Raw genomic sequence first — 16,051 nt, 5'->3', positions numbered from 1 at the left:
TAGCAATAAAAAGCAGCCACCTCCGGTTAAATGTGAAACCGAGGTGGCTATCTATTTACGGTTAACCGCTATTTATCATCTTCCGATTGCCCAGTACGTTTTTCTTTCTAAGTCAACTCTTCTGCAATCCCTCGACCAGCTTGTCTTCCAGAAAACAAACATCCTCCAAGAAACGTTCCCTCTAGCGCTCGATATCCATGTACACCACCTCCTCCAAAACCACTTACTTCTCCAGCTGCATACAATCCTTCAAGCACTTTTCCATTCACATCCAACACGCGTCCAGTTAAATCCGTTTGTAATCCACCGAGTGTTTTCCGACTGACAATATGCAACCGAACAGCGATTAGTGGCCCACTTGATGGATCGAGCAACTTATGCGGCTTTGCCACACGAATAAGCTTATCTCCGATATAATTTCGCGCTCCGCGAAGTGCCGTGATTTGAAGATCTTTTGTAAATTTGTTGTCCATTTCGCGATCTCTTGCTTCCACTTGACGGACTATTTCTGCCGTGTCTAATTTGGCATCTACCGCAAGTCTATTCATGCCTTCCACAAGTTCCTCGATCGTATCTGCCACGACAAAGTCTTCTCCTTTGTCTAAAAACGCTTGAACAGGTGCAGTTGGTCCTGGCAAAATACGTTTCAGAACAAGCTTTACACTTTTTCCCGTCAAGTCTGGATTCTGTTCTGATCCAGATAAAGCGAATTCCTTTTCTACCATCTTTTGAGTAAGAATAAACCACGAATAGTCGTAGCCTGTTTTTCGCAATGCTTCTAATGTGCCTAACGTATCAAATCCTGGAAAATTGGGTGAGGAAAGTCGTTTTCCTGTCGCATCCAACCACATAGAAGATGGTCCCGGTAAGATTCGAATGCCATGATGTGGCCAAACTGAATCCCAGTTTTTAATACCTTCTGTGTAGTGCCACATCCGATCGCGGTTCACTAAATTTGCCCCTGCCGTTTCGCTAATTTCGAGCATTCTACCATCAACGTATTTGGGCACACCTGCAATCATATTTTCTGGCGGTGTTCCCATTCGTGTTGGCCAGTTTTTCCGTATTAATTCAAAATTCGCCCCAATTCCTCCACTAGATACGAGGACAGCATCTGCATATAGTGTGAACGTATCCACCACTTTTCGAGAGCTTTCTTCCCCTCTTTTTGTTTCGCTTGGCTCTAAAATTGCCCCTTTTATTCCAACGACCTCAGAATTTTGCACAATTAGTTCATTTACTTGATGTCTAGGTAGGTAGGTTAGTAAACCTTCCTCCTCCGCTTCCTTCATTCTACGTATAAAAGGCTCCAAAATTGCTGGTCCAGTTCCCCAAACGATATGAAATCTCGGAACAGAGTTGCCGTGACCTTCTGCCGTGTAGCCACCACGCTCAGCCCATCCCACAACTGGGAAAAAAGAAATCCCAAGGGATCGTAACCACTCTCGTTTTTCCTCTGTTGCAAACTTCACGTATGCTTCTGCCCATTTCTTTCCCCACTCATCTTCAGCTCGATCGAATCCTGCAGACGCAAACCAGTCCTGTCTTGCTAATTCAAAAGAATCTCGTATTCCTAACCGTCTTTGCTCCGGGGAATCGACTAAAAACAACCCTCCAAATGACCACCATGCTTGTCCACCTAGGTTTTGTTCATTCTCTTGATCTACTAATGTGACGTGTACACCTTTGTTTACTAATTCTCTCGCAGCTACTAATCCCGCTAATCCAGCCCCAATAATTATCGCGTGTTTATCCACTCTTCTCACTCCTCTTCTACACCATTCGGCAAGTACCTCTCTGTCTCCTGCAAATGAAGCATGTGTGCAGGAAGATCAATAGACGTTTCGCCAATAGCAAAAAAACAGTATCTCCTCCTTCTTTCGACTGAATTAAGTGTCAACACGCTTATTCTTCTTTCTTCGGTGGTAGACTTAATGTAGGAATGGATGGAGAGAGGAGTACATAATGAAAACAGTTGATTGTGTGATTGTAGGAGCAGGTCCAGCAGGATTATTTACCGCGTTTTATGCAGGGATGAGGGATTTGGATGTGACCATCATCGAGAGTCTACCGAATGTCGGTGGTCAGTTAACCGCACTTTACCCTGAAAAATACATTTATGATGTCGCAGGCTTTCCAAAAGTTCGCGCAAAGGATTTAGTAGATAATTTAATGGAACAGCTTGCCATTTTCTCACCGACCATTTGTTTAAATGAATCGGTAAAGGATTTAACTCAAGAGGAAGATGGCACGTGGAAAGTAACGACTTCTAAATCGATTCACCTTGCGAAAACGGTTATTTTCACAACAGGAAACGGCGCGTTTGAACCGAAACGTTTAGAGAAGGATGACACCCTAAAATGGGAAGGTTCACAACTACATTATTTTGTAGATGATATGCATTCCTTCGCCGGAAAAAATGTCGTGTTGTTCGGGGGAGGGGATTCCGCGGTCGATTGGGCATTAATGTTAGAACCCATTGCTAAACAAGTGACTCTTGTACATCGTCGGGATGAATTTCGCGCACACGAACACTCCTTGAAACAGTTAGAACAATCTTCCGTGAAGAAGCTAACACCTTATGTTTTTGATTCTTTCAAAGAAAAAGATGGTGTCATTCGTCACGTGGCTGTTCGAGGAAAAGATGGAGATCTTCAACTCATCCCAACGGACCATATTATTGTAAATTACGGATTTCGTTCTTCTATTGGAGAAATGGCCAACTGGGGAATGGAAATGGAACGTCATGCAATAGTTGTAAATAGCCAAATGGAGACGAGTTTACCAGGAGTATATGCTGTTGGTGACAGCAATACATATCCAGGGAAAGTAAAACTCATTGCCTGTGGTTTCGGTGAAGCTCCAATTGCCGTTAATGCTGCAAAGCACTTCATTGACCCTGCGACAAAAAAACATGTGAAACATTCCACCGACCTCTTCACACATTAACAATTCTGTCACTTTATCTGTAACAGAAAATGTGCTATATTAAGTGATTGAATTAGAATGTTGTTAAGGTGGTTAAACAAACATGGAAAACAATGCTTATCGAGTCTTGTTATATTATAAATATGTTCCTATCGAGGACCCTCAAACGTTTGCTGCTGAGCATTTAGCTACGTGTAAAGAATTAGGGTTACTTGGTCGAATCTTAGTATCGAGTGAAGGAATCAACGGAACAGTTTCCGGTACGATTGAACAAACCGAAGCGTATATGGATATGATGAAAGCAGATCCTAGGTTCCACGATATTATGTGGAAAATGGATCCTGCAGATGGTCATGCCTTCAAGAAAATGCATTGCCGTGCGAAAAAAGAAGTGGTGCACTTAGGATTAGAAGACGATATTAATCCGAATGAGTTAACAGGAAAATATTTGTCTCCAAAAGAATTTTTCGAACAAATGCAAAACGAAGATACCATCGTCTTAGATGCTCGTAATGACTATGAGTATGACCTTGGACATTTCCGCGGATCTATTCGTCCAGAAATTCGCAATTTCCGTGAATTACCGGAATGGATCAAAGAAAACAAAGACATGTTCGAAGGTAAAAAAGTCTTAACTTACTGCACTGGTGGTATTCGTTGCGAAAAATTCTCTGGATGGTTAGTTCGTGAAGGATTTGAGGACGTAGGTCAATTGCACGGTGGAATTCATACGTACGGTACGGACCCTGAAGTGCAAGGTCAATTATGGGACGGAAAAATGTACGTCTTTGACGAACGAATCAGTGTACCTGTGAATCGCGTCGAGCACGTCGTTGTAGGAAAAGATCATTTCGACGGCACACCTTGTGAGCGCTATGTAAATTGTGCTAATCCTGCATGTAATGACAAAATTTTGTGTTCTGAAGAGAACGAACATTTATATATGCGTAGTTGTTCTGACGCTTGTCGTACTCATGAGCGCAATCGCTATGTAAAAGAACACGGTTTAACAGAAGAACAAGTACAAGAAAAACTTGCCGCATTAGACGCACATCAAAAAACGCTATCGGTATAATAAAAACCGATCTATCGCTCGTTCCTATAACTCAATCGTGATAGGCGCTTTTGCATTAGTCGGACGCTTTCCCAAGGCGCTGCTTCAGCCGCTTCGCGTTTAAAGGCATGGATGCCTGCATGCCGAAGAGCGACAGGACGTCGCGTTTTCATCGGCCCTTTGGGAGTCACCGACTTTGCATTTTAATAGAGACACATTTTCTGTAATAAAAAGCAGTTAAGGAATTTTTCCTTAACTGCTTTTTTGTTTACTTCGTGCTTCGTCAATCACTTTATTCCAATCAACTGAACAAGTCGTCCCTGAACAGCTTGATTCCAACTCACAGCTCCCACATTTTCCTTTGGAACTTTTCTTAATATGACGGTAGAAGACAAAGATTGCGTATCCAAAAATAGCGGCAATCAATATATAGTTAATCATGTCCATTCCTCATTTCATGAAAAGAATAGTAGTCCAACACGGTAAACTACGAATGTAATAATCCAAGCAGTTACTAACGGATAGATAATTGAGAATGTCGTCCATTTCGCCGACTTCGTCTCACGGGCAATGACCGCTACTGTCGCAAGACATGGGACATACAGTAATACAAACACTAGAAATGCATATGCAGATACTGGTGTGAAATAAGCCATTAACGAGGTCGTTAATTCATTCTCCGTCACGGCATAAATAATCGACATTGCTGATACAACTACTTCTTTTGCTAAAAATCCTGTTAATAACGAAGAAGCCGCTTGCCATGTTCCGAATCCTAAAGGTGCAAAAATCGGAGCGATAAATCCACCAATTATAGCCATAAAGCTCGTATCCATTGGAACGTCCATTCCTTTAGGTCCAGCGTATGATAGCATCCAGATTAAAAGGGACCCAGCGAAAATAATCGTTCCCGCTTTGCGAATAAATCCTTTCCCTTTTTCCCACGTACTTCTCCAAAGTGTTTTAGCATGTGGGACATTATACATCGGTAAGTCGATAAAAAACATCGAAGTTTCTTCTTTTAAAAACGTAATCGAAATAATCTTTGCTGCAACAAGCGCTAAAATAATGCCTAAAAAGTATAAGGAAAATACTACAATTGCTTGATATTGAACGAAAAATGCACCAACAAACAGTGCATATACTGGCAGCCTAGCTGAACAAGACATAAACGGCGCAATTAAAATCGTCAGCAAACGCTCTTTTCGTTGCTCAATCGTTCTCGCTGCCATAATCCCTGGCACATTACAGCCAAAACTAATAATCATCGGAATAAATGATTTCCCGTTCAAATCAAATTTTTCCATAATACTGTCCATGATCACAGCAATTCGCGACATATATCCTGAATCCTCTAAAAGTGAGATACAGAAAAACAGCACAAAAATTTGAGGGACAAATACCAATACTCCTCCAACCCCAGCAACAATCCCATCTAGTACGAGTTGTTGGAGAAACGTGGAAGCGCCAATAGAAATTAATATCGATTCTATTCCACTACTTACTGGTCCACTCAATAATCCATCCAACAAATCCGAAAGAGGTGCCCCTATCCATGTAAACGTAACTTGGAATACAAGAAACATTACCAACATAAAAAGGGGAATTCCAAGTATCGGACTCGTTACAATGCGGTCGATTTTTTCTTCCTTCGACGTTTTATTGTCCTCATTGACGACAGAAATTTCTTTCATCAACTCTTGAATATACTTTTCTCTCGTTTTGAAGATAACGGCAGCGATTGGTTCAGATAACATTGTTTGCAATTTTTCACGAAGTGCTAGAATACTTGCGTACTTTTCATGTTCTCTTAAATATGTTTCTACTGTAATATTTCCGTATAAAAATTGAATGGCTAACCATCGTGCATTCCACTCTTTCTTTTCCGTAAAGTAAGGAATAAGCGCTTCGATGGTCGTCTCTATTTCACTTGGATAGTTCAGCTGAAAGTTAGGAGATTGCTTTGTCATCCTCATTCCTTCGAGCAAGGCTTCCTTGCCAGTTTCTTTTCTAGCTACTAATTGATAAATCGGGACATTCAATCGGTTAGCTAACGCATCAAAATCTATCGTTATTCCTCTTTTTTGGGCAACATCCATCATATTCAATGCAATAACTATGGGTTTGTTGTACTCCAAAAGCTGCAAAGTCAGCTGGAAATTTCGTTCCAACTGACTAGCGTCTACTATATTTACGAATTGATCGAATGAGTCTTGAAGTAACGCGTTCGAAACAACACTTTCGTCTGCAGAAACAGGTCGCAAATCGTAGACTCCAGGTAAATCTACCAGTTGGCCAAGCTTGTTTTTAAGTTGACCTACTTTTTTGTCTACTGTAACTCCTGTCCAGTTGCCGACATATGCATACGATGTTGTTAAAGCATTAAAGAGCGATGTTTTCCCAGTATTCGGGTTTCCAATTAAAAGTGACGTAGTCATATTAAGCATGAACCTCAATCATTTGAGCATCTTTTTGGCGTATGCTAATAGATTGCCCACGGCATTCAAGAATGCATGGACCTTTCATAAACGATGCACGCTTTAAACACAACTCACAACCTGGCAATACCCCGATGGATAATAGCCGCTGCTGTAAAAATGCATCCACATGCTCGACACTTTTTATAATCGCTGACTCTCCTGCTTTTAGCTCTGACACGTTCATTCGATATTCCTCCGAAGATTAAGTGATAATGATTATCATTCTAAATGATAATCCCTTAGGAGCTCTCTGTCAATGTAACAAACCGCTAAATTCGTTACAAACTCTCGACAATTTTCCGTTTTTGGGCCACTAGCTCTTGGAATTCGTTTTCTAATTCTTCCGTTACGGCGATACTCATTTTCCCAATCACTTCGACCATCCTTGTCTCAATGAGCATCACTTCTTCGGCCGTTGTATTTCGTACGGCCTCTATGCGCCGATTTAAAAATGCATCATACGTATCTGGGTAGAATTCGAGGTGACCATTCTCTAACAACATTATTTTTTTCGCTACTTGTTGCACAAATCGACGATCATGTGAAATGAAAACGAGTGTGCCATCGTATTCTTTCAAAAGATTTTCAATCGCTTCTACAGCATCCAAATCTAAGTAATTTGTAGGTTCATCGAGTAAGAGGAAATTCACATCGCTCACAAATAACTTCGCGAACGCTACTTTCACTCGCTCACCCCCACTTAAGACGGACACTGGCTTAAATACATCTTCACCCAAGAACTGCAAACGAGCTAAGACGGTTCTGCATGTATCTTCCGCCTGAACTGCTGTCGATTTCACATTTACCAATATGCTTTTCTTCTCATTTAATACATCTAAATTTTGACTGAAGTAGCCAAATTTTACGTTTGGAGACACCGACACTCCGCGTTCCTTTGCGAGCACCTTCTGAAAAAGGGTTGTTTTCCCACTGCCGTTATTTCCTAATAACGCCACATGATCCCCCGCTTGGATTCGGAATGAAATATTTTCCCAAAGCATTCTTGTACCCACAGTAGTAGAAAGCTGCTCTACAGACAAGACAGTTTTCCCTTTTAATGTATCCGCATCAGGCAACATCATTTTAATGGGAATTTTTTTACGAGGTTGATCCACTACATCAAGTTGTTCCAATCGACTCTCCATTGCCTTCACTGTTTTTCGAAGTTTCTTTTGTTTGTTTGCATAATATGGCTTGAGTATACCAGGAACATTTTGCCCTACAGGAGCTTTGGTCGCTCTTTCTGCACGTCGTTCTTTTTCGACAATTGCCGCTTCTAACTGCTTTGTTTTCTTAACGAATTCTTCATATGCTGCTTCTTTTTTTCGTTCCTCCAACTCTTTTTGAGCTAAATACTCCGAGTAATTTCCCTTGTATTCCCTAATTTTATTCTCTTCGATTGCCCAAATCTTTGTACACATGCGATCCAAAAATTCACGATCATGCGAGACGACGACTAGTGTCCCTCTAAAACGCTTCCACTGTTGTTCTATTTTATTCACAAACGCTAGGTCCAGGTGACTAGTTGGCTCATCTGCCAAGAAAATATCTGGTTTCTTTTCGAATCCCTCATTGATTATTTTTTGGGTGAGTTCTCCTCCACTCAAATGGCCTATTTGTTCTTTTAGTTGTGGCAATAAAACACACGTCCCATTCACCTCGATGGAACCTGTTATTCCCTTCCCTTTTGTATCAATTACTTGTAACAAAGTCGATTTGCCGCTTCCATTTTTCCCGACTAAACCAATACGCTCTCCTTGGTGAATGGTGAGATGATCCACTTCGAACAATAATCGGTCGCCGAAAGTGATGTTGATATCTTTTAGTTGTATTACGTTCATATTATCCCGTCCTTTATGGGACATTTCGTTAATTATCAGTGAAAAAGAAGCGTGATTCGCTCTTTCTACCACCGATGAATAAATTCTTGTAGAAAATTCCACAAAAAAATGCCCCTATTCTAGTACTGAATAGGCAGCATAAAAACGGGTACGCAAAAAAAACCTACTTTTTGCATCGAGCCGCACCTACCTATCCAGAAAATCTGTGAATACACACGGAAATAGAATGCTGTATCTTTCAAGCAAGCTTCCATTACGTATTCCGTTCATTTCAAGTTAGGCAGTATACTTCATCGGCTCAAATTCACCCTTTACATGTTAAGTTAACTTTATCTTAGCGGAATGGATGATACGGTGTCAAATCAATGTCGGTGTCGAAGTCCACCGTTAGTTTGGCTAGTTGATCTCCTAAGAATGGTCCCACCGTTAATCCGGATGAACCTAAACCATTTGCGACATAGACCTTGGGTATGACTTCTCCGATTACTGGTAAAAAGTTGGCGGTGAACGGTCGTACACCGACACGTACTTCCGCGATTTCTGCATCCTCTAGCTCAGAAGCAACCGCGATCCCTTTCTGCAGCACTTCGAGCATTCCGCCTGCTGTAATCGCAGGATTAAACGGATCTTCATTTTCATGTGTCGCACCGATCACTACTCGGCCATGATTAAACCCAAGTAAATATTGATCTCCTGGTGGCATCACGACTGGCCAAACAGAAGTGTGATGCACCGTTTGAAGATGAATGATTTGTGCTTTTTGCGCAGAAACTGGAAGGTCAACATTCAAGCTAGAGAGAAGCTCATTCCCCCACGCTCCTGTTGTAAGAACCAATTTGTCACAGGAATACGTAGAATCCCCCACCACAACTTGAAACCTCACCCCGTCTTTTCGAATTTTCGCATCCCCATTCACAAAATGGGCTCCATTTCGAATTGCCGCTTCTCGCAGTGCTTCTCGCAGTGCTCGACCATCTACTCTCGCTGCACCTGATACGTACACCGCATGCATCGTCTCGGGTAATAAAGGAAGCTTCTGTTGTACTTCCTTAGGAGATAACAGCACAACATCTCCTATTTCCGGTGCATCCTCTTTTCGTTTTAGTGTACGTTCCACCATTTTCTCTAGCTTTTCTCTGTCTTCATGAAGGCTGAGGGCACCGACCATTTCATACCCCGTATTTACTTGACCTTGACGTTCAAGATCTGGAATAAGTTGTGTATAATATGCTGCACCTTTTCGAGCAAGTAAATACCAATCCTTATTTCGCCGTTGAGAAACCCAAGGACAAATAATACCAGCAGCTGCATCCGTTGCTTGAGTGGAGTCAGCGCGATCAATCACGGTCACTTCCGCCCCAAGTTTTGTTAAATGATAGGCAGTGCTACTCCCCAAAATTCCTCCACCAATAATAATCACGTTTGTCATGTGAAAATCCTTTCGTTTAACCGATCAGCCCTTGTACAAAACCAACCAAGGTAATGGCAATGATATGATCCCAAATCACCAGATAAAAAACTGATTTAGTTAACAATCCAAATACATAATTTTTTACATAAACGAGACTAACGATTATTCCAATGGATAATCCAACTACTAATCCGCTTTCCCATGTAATAGTACCTGTCTTCTGTAAAATGCCTTGCACTAGAACCGAAACAACGAGAGCAACCGATAACGCTACCAAGTAGTTTGTTGCAGCTTTCGTCTCTGTTTCTTTTTTCTTTTGTTGCACGGAGTAATAAATTACACCAAATAGTGCGTAAGCTATTGCTCCCACGAGTATAGCTAGCCAGTTTAGTGACATAATATCCATTGCTTCCGCCCCTTTCGATTACATGTACGTTTGTCTTTTAGTATAGAGATTTCTTCTACTAGAAGATAGGGAAAGCCTACTTAATTGTGTAAGTATAGTAAGATTAAGTAACTCAACATTCCTCTTCCACTCTTTTTCAAAAATGCGGTAAAGATGGTTCGTTTCTATAGACTTCTATAAACCGCTTCCATTTTCTAACTTCACACGTTCTTCATTTACTTTTTTACAGGATTTTGATACCATAACACAATGTTGTCTGACGACCAACAACCAACATCTAATGAGGTGAAAGTATGAATATAGTATGGGGTATAGGTGGTATTCTAGCTGTTTTAGCAATCGCCTTCTTATTTTCAAGTGCGAAGAGGTCTATTAATTGGCGCACCATTTTGGCTGGTTTGTCCATTCAAATACTGTTTGCTTTTGCGGTATTAAAATGGGATTTAGGAAAAATAGGTTTAGAGAAATTTGCAAATGGCGTACAACAAGTGATTGGTTCTGCGAATGAAGGGATTGCGTTCTTATTCGGTCCTGCAGCAGATGCCGCAAACTTTGGATTCGTATTCGCATTTCAAGTGTTAACCATTATTATTTTCTTTTCTTCTTTAATCGCAGTACTTTATTATCTAGGAATTATGCAGCTCTTTATCCGTTTCATCGGTGGCGGCTTATCCTTTATTCTCGGAACAAGTAAAGCGGAATCCATGTCCGCAGCGGCAAATATTTTTGTTGGTCAAACAGAAGCACCTTTGGTTGTAAAACCGTTTATCGCGAACATGACGAAGTCAGAACTGTTTGCTGTAATGACTGGTGGATTGGCTTCAGTTGCAGGTTCAGTTTTAGTTGGATATGCGCTTCTTGGAGTACCACTCGAATATTTATTAGCAGCAAGCTTTATGGCTGCACCTGCTGGTCTTGTTATGGCCAAAATGTTTATTCCCGAGACGGAGAAATCGGTCATTGAAGAAGTAGAAGTTGAGCGGGATGAAGAAGCAGTCAACGTAATCGATGCTGCTGCACGTGGTGCTGGTGACGGATTAATGCTAGCATTAAATGTTGGCGCTATGCTACTTGCGTTTATCGGATTAATCGCGTTAATCAATTTAGTCTTAAGCACCGTTACTGGATGGTTTGGTGCAGACGGTATCACCTTACAGCTTATTCTAGGCTACGTTTTTGCACCACTAGCATTTGTGATCGGTGTACCTTGGGAAGAAGCGATTCAGGCAGGTAGTTATATTGGACAAAAACTTGTGTTGAATGAGTTTGTCGCCTATTCTTCCTTTGCACCTGAAATTGCAAATCTTTCTCCAAAAACCGTTATTGTTGTTAGTTTCGCGCTTTGTGGATTTGCGAACTTAAGCTCCATGGCTATTCTGCTTGGTGGTTTAGGTGGACTAGCTCCAAATCGTCGTCCAGACATTGCTCGATTGGGAATTCGTTCAGTTGCAGCAGGGATGCTTGCATCGTTACTTTCAGCAGCAATTGCTGGAATGTTTGTTTAATAAATGAAGAATGACCCGAAGGAATAGCTCCTGATAAGCGATTTCCTCGGGTCATTTTTATGTTCTACTTTCTCATTAACGCAACTCGGTAAGGAAACAACTCCGCAGTCATGACTCTTTCTTCAACTGTAGGATCCGTTTCCATGATCTCTCTCGCTTCTTCCTCCGATGTTACTTCTAAAATCACGATTCCAAATGCTTTCTCATCCATCGTCAGCGTTCTTCCAGCAAGAATTACTTTTCCTTCTTCCACTAACTGCTGAAGACGTTGAAAATGACGAGTCACACACTCGTTTTCTTTCTCCGTCCAATTTTCTTCATTTAATAATGTTGGAATTAGCTTCAATTGATAAATAAATTGATGCATCATTTTGTTCCTCTTTTCTTTCGAGCGTATTCCATTCCGATATATATTGGCTTTCTATCTCGTATATTGCTATGATATCGGTACATATTATCCCGGAGGTGCACGTTGAACACTTTTTCGAATGAAGCGCTTTTCCCTATTAACCAGGGACATGTATACTACCGCTATTCAAGTAACCAGATCTACATAGAGCGTTTGAAAGAATTTATTGCAGATGGCATTCAGCAAAATCAATCGATTTTAATTATCGATAATATGAGGAATATACCCATACTTGAGGGCCTATTAAAGAAAGAGTTTCCCACTGCGGGACCTCAGGAAATACACCTTGTAAACAATTACGACTTTTATTTATCAAATGGAGACTTTAACACGTCCACTATTTTAGATCATTTTGAAAAAGAGCTTTCAAGGTTTAACAACTCAAAAGAAATTCGATCGTGGGCTCAAGTGGAATGGAGTTCTACAACGCCAGATACCGAAAAAGCTGAAGAGTTTGAGTCATATGCAGATGAATACATCTTGGATCAAAAAATGCTCACGGTTTGCGCTTACTCGACTCAACGTCTGACGGAACGTTTGCATGAAACGCTTGCCTCTACTCATTTACATTTACTGACAGATACGTCGTACGAAATTTCACCATTATACAGAAGTAGACAAGCTTCGAATGCTGGTTAAAAAATCGACAAATCCCACTCATCAGAGAGTTTTTTCAGCAACCTAATACCGGCAACGCTATTTCCCCGCTCATCCAGAGGCGGGGAAAGAATACCAATTCCCATCTTATCTGTCACCACCGCTAAAATACTTCCTGACACACCACTTTTTGCTGGAACTCCTACTTTGATTGCAAACTTCGAAGAAGCATCATACATCCCACTTAACAGCATATACGCATTGACCATCTTGACATTGCTATCTGAAACCATTTGAATTTCGGAAACAGGTTCGTATCCTTTATTCGCCAAAATAGCACCAATTCTTGCAATAGCCTCTACATTTACAGCAATCGAACATAGTTGAAAATACAAGTCGAGCGCAACATTGGTATCAGCAATAATTCCTGCGTCTTGCAAAAAATAGGCGATTGCACGATTTCGATAGGCAGTGGATTTCTCTGAATCAAATACTTCCACATCGACGTAAATCGTCTCGTCATTCGTCAGTTTTTTAATGAAGCTCATCACTTTCGATAACGCTTGCTCTCCATATTCTTCCGCTATCATCGCGCAAATCACGATCGCACCGGAGTTAATCATTGGATTGTAAACGTTACCTTCGGTTGTAGACTGAAACCCCATAATCGAGTTAAATGGATCGCCTTTTGGATCTAATGTAATTTTATCGAACACTTTCTCTTCCCCGAAATTTTCTAATGCGAAGAGAAAAGCGAGCACTTTTGAAATACTTTGCAGTGTAAATGTTTGCCGCACGTCACCGTACTCTAATTTTTCACCGTTTTTCGTTAAAATACTAATCGCAAAGGTGTCGGGGTTCACTCGTGCTAATGCAGGAATATAAGACGCTACTTTTCCTTCTTTCGCCGTGTGATGGCATTCATGAAAAAATGTTTCGACATCTTGTTGATTAATCATGGAGTCACTCCCTTTTTATTTCATTAAACGCATATACTCGACGACCTGCACATCCACAAAACCTTTCGGTTGCACACGTTCATCAAAGTTTTCTCGATATTGATACGATTCTAATGCTTTTAAGATAGAATCGTGATCGGCATATTCTCTCGACAGATGACCGGAACGATAGAGCAATTCACGAATTTCGTCTTCTAGAACACCCGAAACTTCCACGATGTCTTCTTTCTTCGTTCCTTCAAAGTACAATTTGTGTAGTTTCATTAATCTCCCAAGTTCTACAACTGGATCTTCATGATCATCTACACGAAGATCGATGTATTTATCGGTATAACCGCCATAGCTACCATTTTCTTTCACAACAAGAAGCGCTGCTGATTGTTTCCCACGGGAATCGCCACCAGCTGCGTCTCCTGCTAGCAATGCAGAAAGAAGGCGGTCAGCAAGAGAGCCTTCTGTTTGAAGAAACGTCGCTTCCATATTTTCAACGGTCGAATGATCGACGAGGATATTTCCTTGTGCGGCATAATTTTCCCCAGCGAGGCCACCTGCCCAATCAAAACACTCGTCCCCTGTGAATGTAAATCCTCTACCTTTCGCATCGACAATCCCAATTTGTCTTGAGGCGAAATTTTCATCGGTCGCACGAATTTGCTCAAATACTTCTTGAGGTGAATGTCCTTGTTCAAGTAACTCCAAACCTTTTACTCCATAATCTAAATTTGCCCATGATTGTGTCGCAATAGCACCAACACCTGCTTTTGCAAATGGCACTACTGCACCGACACTCAAAAATTTGGAAGCTACCGCGATACCGTGTTCCTTCGTTTTTGGATCATACCCTACGATTGAAAATGTCATGTCTCTACCCCCAAGTTTGTTTTGTTTAATACTAGACGAAAAGCGCGCTAAAAGCACGAAAAATGGTAAAATAGAATGACTACATCTTAAGGAGAAAAACATGACAATTCAACTTACGTATTCAGGAAATTTCGAGGACATTTCCTCTACTTCATTTCAAGAAAAATTGACTCAAATTCGTGAAAATCTTCACCAAAAAGTAGGCGCAGGATCCGATTTCTTAGGATGGCATGATTGGCCTTCTAATATGACGGACGCTTTTTTGAATGAAATGAAGGAAACTGCTCAAAAGATCAAGTCCACTTCAGACGTCCTCATCGTTATTGGAATTGGAGGATCTTACTTAGGATCCAAAGCTGTAATGGAAGCTTTATCCAGCTATTTTAAAGCATCTTCCGGTGTCGAAGTGATTTTTGCTGGTCACCACGTCAGTGGAGAATATTTGGCAAATTTAATGGAGTATGTGAATGACAAGGAAGTGTCGATTAACGTCATTTCCAAATCAGGAACAACAACAGAACCAGCACTTGCGTTTCGATTCCTCCAAACGTATATGGAAAAGCGGTACGGAGTGGACGCAGCAAGTCGTATATATGTCACCACAGATGCTCAAAAGGGATCTCTCCTTCATTTAGCAACAGAAAAAGGATACCAACGCTTCGAAGTTCCTGCCAATGTTGGAGGACGATATTCTGTCTTTACGGCAGTCGGCTTACTTCCAATCGCTGCAGCCGGATATGATATCCAAGAACTAATGCGAGGTGCAAAAAATGCAGAAGCATTTTATGGCACTGCAGACTTTAGCAACAACACAGCGATGCAATACGCAGCAGCTCGGAACTTCCTCTATAACAAAGGATACGAAGTAGAAATCCTTGCAACATTTGATGCAAAACTATCCTTTGTTCAAGAATGGTGGAAGCAATTATTCGGCGAAAGCGAAGGAAAAGAGGGGAAAGGAGTATTCCCAGCATCCGTTTCCTATACAACCGACCTACACTCCCTTGGACAATACATTCAAGATGGCCGTAGATTCTTATTTGAAACATTTTTAAACGTACAAAAAGTACAAACAGACCTAACTGTATTCGAAGCGGAAAACAACGGAGACGAACTCAACTACTTAGCGGGGCTCTCCTTACAGGAATTCAACAAAGTGGGATACGAAGCAACATCCAAAGCACATTTAGACGGAGGCGTCCCTCAATTAGCACTAACAATTGAAAAATTAGACGAATACCACATCGGAGAACTTCTCTATTTCTTCATGATTTCCTGTGCATACAGTGCATACTTATTAGACATCAATCCATTTGATCAACCAGGTGTGGAAGACTACAAAACAAATATCTTTAAACTATTGAAAAAACCTGGTTACTAATAAGAAAAGTCGCATGTCTCAGAGGGCGTGCGGCTTTTTTCATTTAAATGAAAAGTAGGTTATAAGCGGAATGGGACACTTTTTCGTGGTGATTGGGACACTTTCCGCGAACATTGGGACACTTTACTCAAACATTGGGACACTCCAAGAAAACATTAGAACAATCTCCCATTTTCCCCCTCCCTATCCACTTGCCTAGTCCCTTCTACATTCTGCCCC

General features: G+C 41.2%; 14 protein-coding genes and 1 pseudogene. 5 read left to right on the top strand and 10 right to left on the bottom strand.

From position 1 onward, the window contains the following. Nucleotides 1–107 precede the first annotated feature (107 nt). The gene (locus D3873_RS01470; protein ID WP_119882347.1) at nucleotides 108–1,757 is read right to left on the bottom strand and encodes an FAD-binding dehydrogenase; all 1,650 of its coding nucleotides are present in this window, start codon (nucleotides 1,755–1,757) and stop codon (nucleotides 108–110) included. 208 nt (nucleotides 1,758–1,965) lie between these two features. Here D3873_RS01470 and D3873_RS01465 point away from each other — a divergent pair, with 208 nt between their 5' ends. Continuing rightward, nucleotides 1,966–2,949, top strand: coding sequence for an NAD(P)/FAD-dependent oxidoreductase (locus tag D3873_RS01465; RefSeq protein ID WP_119882346.1), 984 nt, complete (start codon nucleotides 1,966–1,968; stop codon nucleotides 2,947–2,949). 82 nt (nucleotides 2,950–3,031) lie between these two features. Further along, nucleotides 3,032–4,003, top strand: a complete 972-nt coding sequence (gene trhO, locus D3873_RS01460) for an oxygen-dependent tRNA uridine(34) hydroxylase TrhO (RefSeq protein ID WP_119882345.1) — start codon at nucleotides 3,032–3,034, stop codon at nucleotides 4,001–4,003. A 231-nt stretch (nucleotides 4,004–4,234) separates the two neighbouring features. Here trhO and D3873_RS01455 read toward each other — a convergent pair whose 3' ends face one another. From D3873_RS01455 to D3873_RS01430, 6 genes are all read right to left on the bottom strand, one after another. Beyond that, the gene (locus D3873_RS01455) at nucleotides 4,235–4,423 is read right to left on the bottom strand and encodes a FeoB-associated Cys-rich membrane protein (RefSeq protein WP_162920101.1); all 189 of its coding nucleotides are present in this window, start codon (nucleotides 4,421–4,423) and stop codon (nucleotides 4,235–4,237) included. A 14-nt stretch (nucleotides 4,424–4,437) separates the two neighbouring features. Further along, nucleotides 4,438–6,420, bottom strand: coding sequence for a ferrous iron transport protein B (feoB, locus tag D3873_RS01450; RefSeq protein ID WP_119882343.1), 1,983 nt, complete (start codon nucleotides 6,418–6,420; stop codon nucleotides 4,438–4,440). A gap of 1 nt (nucleotide 6,421) precedes the next feature. Then, nucleotides 6,422–6,646: a FeoA family protein gene (locus D3873_RS01445; RefSeq protein ID WP_119882342.1), complete on the bottom strand. Its 225-nt coding sequence runs from the start codon at nucleotides 6,644–6,646 to the stop codon at nucleotides 6,422–6,424. Nucleotides 6,647–6,740: 94 nt separating this feature from the next. Next, entirely contained in the window at nucleotides 6,741–8,303 is a 1,563-nt protein-coding gene (abc-f, locus tag D3873_RS01440; protein WP_119884446.1) for a ribosomal protection-like ABC-F family protein, read from the bottom strand. Between the two features lie 334 nt (nucleotides 8,304–8,637). Further along, the gene (locus D3873_RS01435; protein WP_119882341.1) at nucleotides 8,638–9,732 is read right to left on the bottom strand and encodes an NAD(P)/FAD-dependent oxidoreductase; all 1,095 of its coding nucleotides are present in this window, start codon (nucleotides 9,730–9,732) and stop codon (nucleotides 8,638–8,640) included. A 16-nt stretch (nucleotides 9,733–9,748) separates the two neighbouring features. Continuing rightward, nucleotides 9,749–10,120 carry a DUF1761 family protein gene (locus D3873_RS01430; protein WP_119882340.1) on the bottom strand — a complete coding sequence of 124 codons (372 nt, stop codon included), beginning with the start codon at nucleotides 10,118–10,120 and terminating at the stop codon, nucleotides 9,749–9,751. A 293-nt stretch (nucleotides 10,121–10,413) separates the two neighbouring features. Here D3873_RS01430 and D3873_RS01425 point away from each other — a divergent pair, with 293 nt between their 5' ends. Beyond that, nucleotides 10,414–11,625: a NupC/NupG family nucleoside CNT transporter gene (locus tag D3873_RS01425; protein WP_119882339.1), complete on the top strand. Its 1,212-nt coding sequence runs from the start codon at nucleotides 10,414–10,416 to the stop codon at nucleotides 11,623–11,625. Between the two features lie 64 nt (nucleotides 11,626–11,689). Here D3873_RS01425 and D3873_RS01420 read toward each other — a convergent pair whose 3' ends face one another. Beyond that, nucleotides 11,690–11,995, bottom strand: a complete 306-nt coding sequence (locus D3873_RS01420) for a YciI family protein (protein WP_119882338.1) — start codon at nucleotides 11,993–11,995, stop codon at nucleotides 11,690–11,692. A 102-nt stretch (nucleotides 11,996–12,097) separates the two neighbouring features. Here D3873_RS01420 and D3873_RS01415 point away from each other — a divergent pair, with 102 nt between their 5' ends. After that, nucleotides 12,098–12,673 carry an MEDS domain-containing protein gene (locus tag D3873_RS01415; RefSeq protein WP_162920100.1) on the top strand — a complete coding sequence of 192 codons (576 nt, stop codon included), beginning with the start codon at nucleotides 12,098–12,100 and terminating at the stop codon, nucleotides 12,671–12,673. Here D3873_RS01415 and glsA read toward each other — a convergent pair. Both glsA and D3873_RS01405 read right to left on the bottom strand, forming a co-directional pair. Next, nucleotides 12,670–13,590: a glutaminase A gene (glsA, locus tag D3873_RS01410; protein WP_119882336.1), complete on the bottom strand. Its 921-nt coding sequence runs from the start codon at nucleotides 13,588–13,590 to the stop codon at nucleotides 12,670–12,672. The two genes, D3873_RS01415 and glsA, sit on opposite strands and share 4 nt — an antisense overlap. Nucleotides 13,591–13,605: 15 nt before the next feature. Next, nucleotides 13,606–14,451 (bottom strand): DUF1028 domain-containing protein, encoded by an 846-nt coding sequence (locus D3873_RS01405; protein WP_119882335.1) that lies wholly within the window; start codon nucleotides 14,449–14,451, stop codon nucleotides 13,606–13,608. A 100-nt stretch (nucleotides 14,452–14,551) separates the two neighbouring features. Between D3873_RS01405 and D3873_RS01400 the strand changes: the two are divergent. Continuing rightward, nucleotides 14,552–15,890 (top strand): annotated as a pseudogene (locus D3873_RS01400) (glucose-6-phosphate isomerase). The last annotated feature ends 161 nt before the right edge of the window (nucleotides 15,891–16,051 follow it).

The sequence above is a fragment of the Paenisporosarcina cavernae genome, from assembly GCF_003595195.1.
Lineage (GTDB): Bacteria > Bacillota > Bacilli > Bacillales_A > Planococcaceae > Paenisporosarcina > Paenisporosarcina cavernae.
Note: the sequence above shows the minus strand (reverse complement) of the source record. Positions and strands in the feature narration are given on the sequence as shown.